General features: G+C 53.5%; 7 protein-coding genes and 1 pseudogene. 4 read left to right on the plus strand and 4 right to left on the minus strand.

Annotated elements, in window-relative coordinates; translation table 11 throughout:
* Positions 1 to 933 (plus strand): tyrosine-type recombinase/integrase (locus O4H31_RS19335; RefSeq protein WP_419723619.1); only part of this gene is annotated, 933 nt, incomplete at its 5' end.
* Between the two features lie 90 nt (positions 934 to 1,023).
* Positions 1,024 to 1,476, plus strand: coding sequence for a hypothetical protein (locus O4H31_RS19340; RefSeq protein WP_269348160.1), 453 nt, complete (start codon positions 1,024 to 1,026; stop codon positions 1,474 to 1,476).
* 626 nt (positions 1,477 to 2,102) lie between these two features.
* Here O4H31_RS19340 and O4H31_RS19345 read toward each other — a convergent pair.
* The 4 genes from O4H31_RS19345 to repA form a co-directional block, all read right to left on the minus strand.
* Entirely contained in the window at positions 2,103 to 2,309 is a 207-nt protein-coding gene (locus tag O4H31_RS19345; RefSeq protein ID WP_269348161.1) for a hypothetical protein, read from the minus strand.
* Positions 2,306 to 3,610: a helix-turn-helix domain-containing protein gene (locus O4H31_RS19350; RefSeq protein WP_269348162.1), complete on the minus strand. Its 1,305-nt coding sequence runs from the start codon at positions 3,608 to 3,610 to the stop codon at positions 2,306 to 2,308. The genes O4H31_RS19345 and O4H31_RS19350 overlap by 4 nt, the downstream gene beginning before the upstream one ends.
* A gap of 247 nt (positions 3,611 to 3,857) precedes the next feature.
* Complete coding sequence (repB, locus tag O4H31_RS19355) at positions 3,858 to 4,856, minus strand: plasmid partitioning protein RepB (protein WP_269348163.1); 999 nt, start codon at positions 4,854 to 4,856, stop codon at positions 3,858 to 3,860.
* Complete coding sequence (gene repA / locus O4H31_RS19360) at positions 4,846 to 6,048, minus strand: plasmid partitioning protein RepA (RefSeq protein ID WP_269348164.1); 1,203 nt, start codon at positions 6,046 to 6,048, stop codon at positions 4,846 to 4,848. Before repA ends, repB begins: the two co-directional genes overlap by 11 nt.
* A 728-nt stretch (positions 6,049 to 6,776) precedes the next feature.
* Between repA and O4H31_RS19365 the strand changes: the two genes are divergently transcribed.
* On the plus strand, positions 6,777 to 7,031 hold the full coding sequence (locus tag O4H31_RS19365) for a transposase (RefSeq protein ID WP_269348165.1): 255 nt from the start codon (positions 6,777 to 6,779) through the stop codon (positions 7,029 to 7,031).
* Between the two features lie 111 nt (positions 7,032 to 7,142).
* Positions 7,143 to 7,304, plus strand: a pseudogene (locus tag O4H31_RS19370) (NAD(P)-binding protein); the annotation flags it as partial.
* Between the last annotated feature and the right edge of the window lie 137 nt (positions 7,305 to 7,441).

Raw genomic sequence — 7,441 nt, forward strand, 5'->3', positions numbered from 1 at the left:
CTCAATCTCAAAATGAAAAATCCGCAAACCATTGAAAACACATGGCACCCAATCTCAAAAACCTTGGCAGAACGACAAACATGGCCACAGAGGACGAGAAGTTGGGCTCAGCATGCCCTGGTGCATCCGAAGATGCTCAGGGTGACGCAAGAGATCGAGATAAAAGTGATCGCATCCCCCCTACCCTCGCATGTGGCTGGCTCAGGCACCCTCGATCAGCTGGTAGAAACCGCACGCGGCTATGCGAAGCAGGCGGCCTCTGAGAACACCCTGAAAGCCTATGCGAAAGACTGGGCGCACTTTGCCCGATGGTGCAGGCTGAAGGGAACGGATCCTTTGCCGCCTTCACCCGAGATGATCGGGCTCTACCTCGCCAACTTGGCGGCACCCACGGGAAAGGCCCCTGCCCTCTCAGTCTCGACCATCGAGCGCCGTCTTTCTGGTCTTAGCTGGAACTACAAGCAACGTGACTTCAACCTCGATCGCAAGAACCGGCATATCGCCACAGTGCTGGCCGGCATCAAACGCAAACACGCCCGTCCGCCGGTGCAGAAGGAAGCGATTTTGGCCGAGGACATTCTCGCGATGGTGGGCACCCTTCCGTTCGACCTGCGCGGAATGCGAGACCGGGCCATCCTGCTTCTCGGCTATGCGGGCGGGCTGCGTCGATCGGAAATTATCTGCTTGGATGTCCACAAGGACGACACACCGGACTCGGGCGGTTGGATCGAGATCTTCGACAAGGGTGCCCTGCTCACGCTGAACGCTAAAACCGGCTGGCGTGAGGTTGAGATTGGCCGCGGCTCTAGCGACCAGACTTGCCCTGTTCACGCGCTCAAGCAATGGCTGCACTTCGCGAAGATCGACTTCGGACCCGGTCTACGCGGATCCAATTATTGCAAGTTGGGAAATCGAACACCTAGGATGGGATAACGGAAAGTACTTAACCGCGGTCGTAGAGCTTGTGAGCCAATTTGATGGATCCAAGATCGAGAAGTCATGAGCGTTAAAGGCGCGGGTCAGATGATCCAGACGCTCGAGGCTAGATTCGGCGCGGGATGGGATCCTCTATTAACGCATGCTTCTTACAAAGCGATCTACGCCTTTCTTAGCTCTACGGATAGAATAACCTCGGTCGATGGCTGTTTTGTCTATCTGGGTGAATGCAGAGCCTTCGTACGAGAGCCTATCTTTGCGCACTTCGAGACCGCCGATGGGTTTCAGTTTGTCTTAGCCGCGGTACATTCAAACTATGCAATATCGGTGGCTGAACGAGAGAAGGAAGCGCTTGCCTCACGATTCCACCAAGATTGGCTGAATGAGCGTATTGAATGCACCCAGGCTTTCCTTGAGGGCAATTTCGATCTGTCTCCGACGAACCCGGTAAGGGGCCTAGTCGGCCAGATGGCGGCACCTGTAACAAGCGTAGGCAGCTCTACAATCACCTCGAAGAAATGGCTCATCGCCAACCTCTAAGATAATATCTGATCGCCGCGCGGCGTGAGCCTTCCTATTCAGGCCAACGGAAGGCTGGAATTCGCGCATCGAGTTCTAGGCGCCACCCATTCTTGGGGCGTGAAATCGTGTCGGATCATATCCCGGTTTGAATGTGGCTGAGCCCAGTTGTCGAGCAGGACATCTACCCAGCAAACTTGTCCGCGGTCAATTCGACAACGCGACGTTCCGTTCCGCCGATCAAGCTGAAGTTCCTGAAACAGTACCTCCGGTAACCGGTAACCGGGAACAGAAACTCGAAAATCAACTATTTCCCAGAGTGTCCTGACTGTTGATAGACCAGTCTAAAGAATCGTGTGGCCTTCAACGATGAGCCCTCCGCGAGCCGCGCCGGAATCCTCAGGGCGAAGATTTGATAAAGCTCGCAATTTGGAGAAGATCTGTTTCTTCACAGGATAAGGCTATTCATGCAAGCTAGATAGCAACGATCAGACCAACTATGAAGGATATAGAATGCCCAATGTATTTGTTTAGGCAAGCAAATACTTCTCAGCCCGGGGACCGCAACATTTGTGGAAACCTTATTGGCGGACTACGAACAATGCCGACGACAAGCTTACTACAGGTAAACCGCTGTCTCTGGTCAATCACGACATCCCCGCTGAAGCTCCGACCATATTTGAGATATCTGAAGCGCTCTCAGCGGAATCCGACGATTTCGAGATGTCCATTCGGTCCCGATTGGCCGCGGTCAATTTCAGATCGGGCGCGATACACGAAAACACCACCGTATCAAATTCAGGACGATTGACCGCGGTCAATTCTGGCCAGGCCCAGAAAGTTTTCAGGCTCATCGCATGCCTGCAACCGGTTTGCCCGCGATGAAGCCATCGATCATCGACGTGAAATAGGCAGACGGTGATTTGATACGTATAGCGTTCTCAGCTAGATATTCCAAAGCTCTGAGCATGTTAGGCCATCCGATTAAAGCCACACCTTTCGCCAAGGCTTCACTTTTCAAACTTAAAAAAGACCCAAATAGAAAAACCGCTTCCCGCAGACGAGACGGTGATTGGACAGCGTTCGGATAGAGGCTGGCGATATTGGGACAACGCTCCCATGCTTCGACAAGCCGCGCATATTCGTCGGGTGCCTTCATTTTAGGATCTATTTTTAGGGACTCTACTTGGCGGACAATCTGACCGTTCTTGCCGGACTCTTCCGGGGTCGCCGAAAACCCGCTTTGAGGGCAGGCATCGCGCTGAAGGCCGACTTTTCGGCGTGGCGAAGTGCCTGACCGGGACGCTACTGGTTCATGCGCTAACTCATAACCTGTACATTTTAGGCCGCGGTCAATGTCCCGGAGGGTGATTTCATTAGGGTCTGTATTCCGCAGCTGATCGGTAGGGGCAGGGCAGGGGGTGCTGTGTTGAGGAGGAGGGAGCTGGCTGTCTTCTTCCGCGGTAGAATGTCGAGCTTCAGCGGCAGGCTTCAGCGCGCGCATCTCACAGATCAAAGCTGATACCTCCTCTGTCTTCAATGAAGTTCGGCGTAGAATCTTCTTCACCTCAGTGAGAAAGTTGATCTGTGCCGCGGTCAACTGTTCAGGTGCGCGGAGAAGATCAGCTCGAATTGCTAGAGCTACGGAGCGCATCGAGCGAAGCTCTTCGGTCTCAAGATCGAGCTTCGCCGCTTCGGCCACCAGCTCGGGGTAGACGCGGAGAAGGGGGGACAGATCGAAGCCGAAGGCGTCACGCACGATCCCGCCAACCCGGAGCGGGAAGCGCTTACGCGTGGCGCTGTCTTTGCGCGCGATGAAGCCAATCTCGCAGAGCTTCGCGATATGGCGCCGAAGCACTCGATCATTCATGCGGTTAGCGCGTTCACAAACGGCTTTATTCGAGGGATAAACCACGAGAAGCTCATTGGAGCTAAGCGGGGCTTCTTTGCCCGTTTCGCGATCCCTGCAGGGGAGGAAGCTCAAAAGCGCCTCAAGAACAAGGATTGTGCTTGGTGTCATTCCATAGCTCGGTGAGCTGCCTTTGACAGCGGTCATGAGATCGCGCCGAGTTACTTGGGGTGCTGGTCCAGGGCGGGTAGGGGCATAGCTCCTCCGCTCCCCGGCATGAATTACCGTGGTTGTGGCCTGTATCATGAATTTTCAGACGGCAAAGAACTACCATTCACCGAAAACAGTGTTGCAAACGATTCTCTAGCAAGGTATCCATGAGGTGCTTAAATCTTATGGGACCCTTCGAGACTTCGGTTTCGGGGGGTTTCTTTTTGCGCTGCGTCTGCCTCCTTTCTCTATGTTCTTCTCTAAGGTCGTTATGCGGCCATTATGGCTCTTGATGTCGTTCGGGGCGATAATTGACCATGGCCAATCCTTTTAAATCAATGATTTAACTTTTTTGACCACCGAGTAATTCGCTTGACCAGCTGTCAAGTATTTGAGGAAGCCTGTCCTCAAGATACTCGATGAAATCAGTCGCATATTCCTCCGTTGCCTCGATGGTGATCTTCCCGCGCTTCTTGACGAAGCGAACCGGCTTATCCCCCACGGTCAACGGTTCAGAGCGCGTCGCCCGGGCGGCTTCTTGTTGCTGCGCCTTCTCGCTCAAGATGGCTGTGCGAAGCGCAACAATGAGGCCCTGCAGAGCTTTGAGGGGGGGCTCTTCGTCAGGGATCATCGCAAGCAGTTGGCTGGTATCAAGGACATCAGCGTCTTTGATGGCCTTGCGAAGATCCAACCATGGTCGACGGCCAATATCATGGCCAGAGCCGATTCGTTCGATGACCGCAATTGGCACATCACGGGCCACGGTAGCGAGGCGGCTTAATGTCGTTTTATCGACCGCCAGGAGCCCGCAAATCTCATCTTTATCGAAGCCGTACTCTTCCAGACGCGTTGCGAATACTGCCTGTTCGATGAAGCTCCGCTGAAGGCGCGCGGAGTTCTCACGGGCGAGCGACATAAGGGCATCGCGCTCTTCCATTTCACGGATTAGCGCGCGCACGGGGATGCCAATTTCACGGCAAGCCGCGATTCGCCGCCGCCCATAGACCACTTCATACCGCTGACCGGCGCCGCGCCTATAACGTAGCAGAACCGGGATTTCCTGTCCGGAAGCCCGGATCGATGCAATCAAATCGTCGAGTCCATCGTTCGTATCAAAACGGTCCTGCAGCGCGGAATCCGCGATCTCACGTGTATCCACCATTTGAGCGGCCTGAGAAGAGACCTGACTCAATACATTTGACATGGCTTGTAAGGATTTAGGCCCGCTTGGCGTTTTAGTCTTCTCTTCCACGATAGGAGAGGGGGGCTGCGCGAGAGCTTCGGATGGCGAAGGCTCCTCATTGAGTTGACTGAGGCTTTTAGCGAGCAAATCACGTCTCATTTGATACATTCCTTCCCCAAGCGGCTTGGATCATCCTCTCGACGTCGTTTGAGAAGCCTATGACGCTTTCAAGCGCGCGGTTATAGGTCTTGCGGTTCTTGGCACCGGCCAAATCCACTTCGAAAATCGTCTTTTGCGAAAGTCCGGCTTCACTGATTGCCGAGGACTTCACGAAAGGGGTAGGAATCACGCTATCGCCCAGCAGTTGCCGGATCCAATCAGCTAGATCGACCTGCGTACTGATCCCGGTGTCATAGCGGGTCAGCAGATAGGCGAAATTATCGTAGTTTGCGACCCCGCCGTTACCATGAATGACCTCAAGCACACCGGAAGCCATGTTGAGAAACTGGCTTGCCGAGGCAAGATCGACCCGTTCAGGGATTACAGTCATTAGAAGAGATGTGGACGCGCAAACGGCCGCCATAGTCAGATAGCCCAGCTGTGGCGGGCAATCGATGATGACGATATCGTAGTTGTCTTCGACCTGACGGAGGCTATCACCTAGCCTATTGAAGAAGACGGGCTGTTCGCCGCGGCTGAGCGCCATTGGCGTTTCGGTCTCGAACTCAGATAGCATGATGCCGCCCGGTACGAGGTCGAGGTTTGGCACATAGGTTTTGCGCAGCACATCTGTGATGGGCACGCGGATCGTATCACCGTCTGTGTAGCGCAGCGCGTCATAGAGCGTTCCGCCTTCTTTGAAGTCCAGCTCAGGCTGATATCCGAAGAAGGTTGTCAAGGAAGCCTGGGGATCGGCATCTATGCAGAGAACGCGATATCCACGAGCCGCAAGTCGAAATGCAAGATGAACCGATGAGGTCGTTTTCGAACTGCCCCCTTTAAAATTGACGGTTGACCAGACTTGTAGCTTATCACCAGGCTTGCGCCCCGGAAGAAAATGGTGAGAATCCTTGGCGTTCTTATTGAGGATCTTTCGGATCTTCAAAACGTCTTCAGCGGTATAGGAGCGCTTGTTCCCGGCACTCTGGGCAACTTCGGGAATTTTGCCTTCAAAATGCGATTTGCGCAAGTAGCCTCCGCTAACCCTAAGCAACTCTGCTACCTCCGCTGCCGAGAAGGCCCTGAGGGTCTTCTCTTCCTTCGGAGCAAGAAAGAGCTTCGACATATTGTCGAGCGCCTGCGATAGCCTTCCGGAGTCTGCGCGTAGCTTATCATGAAGTGCGTTTATCAATTTTGTCTGCCCGTCATCTCGACCTTCAATTGGCGTTTCTCGAGTGGTTAGGGGGCAAGAAACGGATTTTGCGGTCGTTTTGTGTTTATCTTGTTACAAGCTATGGCCCGGACGGATCTGAATCTCAAGCAGAAATACGGATTTTGTGGTTGAAAATCCGGTGAAATAAACGAAGAGCGCCAGCACAGGAAGTTAATGTACCGAACTAATTATGGCTTAAAGTGCATTGATATATAAGATAAAATCACTCTGCCGTATTATCCACAGGCGCTTTATTTTGGCTTGAGTTTGCCGACCCTTAATGAAGGGCGTTCGTTCGCCTGGTGCGGCGATCGAAGCGCAAGTTGGCGTAAAGCGGTTCTTGAAGCAGGTCTTGTAGACCGTCTAAGAGTCGGGTTCAGGGACAGTTAGAAGCTGTAAATCGACAAAAAGCGTTACCAGGATCGATTTTTCCGAATCTAGCTGCCTGCGTGGAGCCATGCCGGGTGATACGGTGACTTGAGTGCTGATGTTGTACTTCTTCCCGGATAACGAACGTGCCAGGCGGGAAATGTACAGGCAGCGTCGTCAACTTAACTTGCCGGCCGCGAAGGATTGACCGGCCATTGAGCGATAGAGGCTTGCGGCCTCCTTCCCGGCGCCAAAGACCATTATTCTGTGATAGCGTGGTTCGTTTGCGGAACGGCGGCGGGAAGGTATCAAGAAGCGGTTTTTGGCGGCAGACTGGCATGTCACAAACCGTTCCAAACCGCCGGAGAGCAAGACAATTGCAAGTCAAGGGGATACGCGTCTGCATCCCGGGCCGAAAACAACGGAAGACGACCGTCAATTACGACAAGCGCCGCTATAAACGCAAAAACCGTATCGAGATCATGTTCGGCCGGCTCAAGGACTGGCGGCGTGTAGCAACTCGGTATGACAGGTGTCCCAGAGTCTTCCTCTCGGCGATCGCGCTCGCCGCAACTGTCATCAATTGGTTATGAGTCCAGACCCTAGGCAGCCATTGGTTCCAAAAACCCTGACGACGGACAGTTGCTGTTCCTATTCTGTCATGAAACATGTCTCCCGTATCGGAGCGTTTAGGGAATTGAAAAATGAAACTGTGTCTTGTCGGAGCGGGTCTTTCTGGTGCGGTAATTGGTAGGGAACTCGCGGAGGCAGGTCACGAGATTACCGTCTTAGACGTACGGTCACATGTTGCAGGGAATTGCCATACGGAGCGCGACGCTGAAACTGGAGTGATGGTGCATGTCTACTGACCTGCTCCCCTGAAATGTCCTCGATTTGAGGTTAGCCTGTTCTCCAATTGAGGAGATAAAAGATGAAGAGAAGCCGTTTCAGCGAAGAACAGATTATTGGCATCCTGAAGGAGCACCAGGCAGGGCTCGGCGCG

The sequence above is a fragment of the Sulfitobacter dubius genome (assembly GCF_027214245.1).
Taxonomy (GTDB): domain Bacteria; phylum Pseudomonadota; class Alphaproteobacteria; order Rhodobacterales; family Rhodobacteraceae; genus Sulfitobacter; species Sulfitobacter dubius_A.